Here is a 230-nt window from a genome sequence, read left to right as displayed (position 1 = left end):
GGACAGCCCTGGGAGATGTCCTTACCTATGCTTATACTCCGGACGGAACGGATGTCCAGCCAACGGAGCACGTTTACTTTGCCGGTTACCGCAGGTCTGACGGCAAGGCGGGTCTCCGCAATGAAATCTGGATTATTCCAACGGTAGGATGTGTGAATTCCATTGCCAAGGCGCTTGAGGCCCAGGCCAGGGAAATGGTAAAGGGCAGTGTGGAGGATGTGATAGCATTT

The 230-nt window shown here is 53.9% G+C and carries 1 protein-coding gene; it reads left to right on the top strand.

Translation table 11 applies throughout. The annotated features are described in order from the left end of the window. Window positions 1–230: UxaA family hydrolase (locus tag LK536_RS59255; protein ID WP_506092395.1), on the top strand; the 230-nt coding region annotated here is incomplete at both ends.

Source organism: Clostridium pacaense (assembly GCF_020709765.2).
GTDB classification, from domain to species: domain Bacteria; phylum Bacillota; class Clostridia; order Lachnospirales; family Lachnospiraceae; genus Enterocloster; species Enterocloster hominis.
This window is presented reverse-complemented; position numbering and strand designations above follow the sequence as displayed.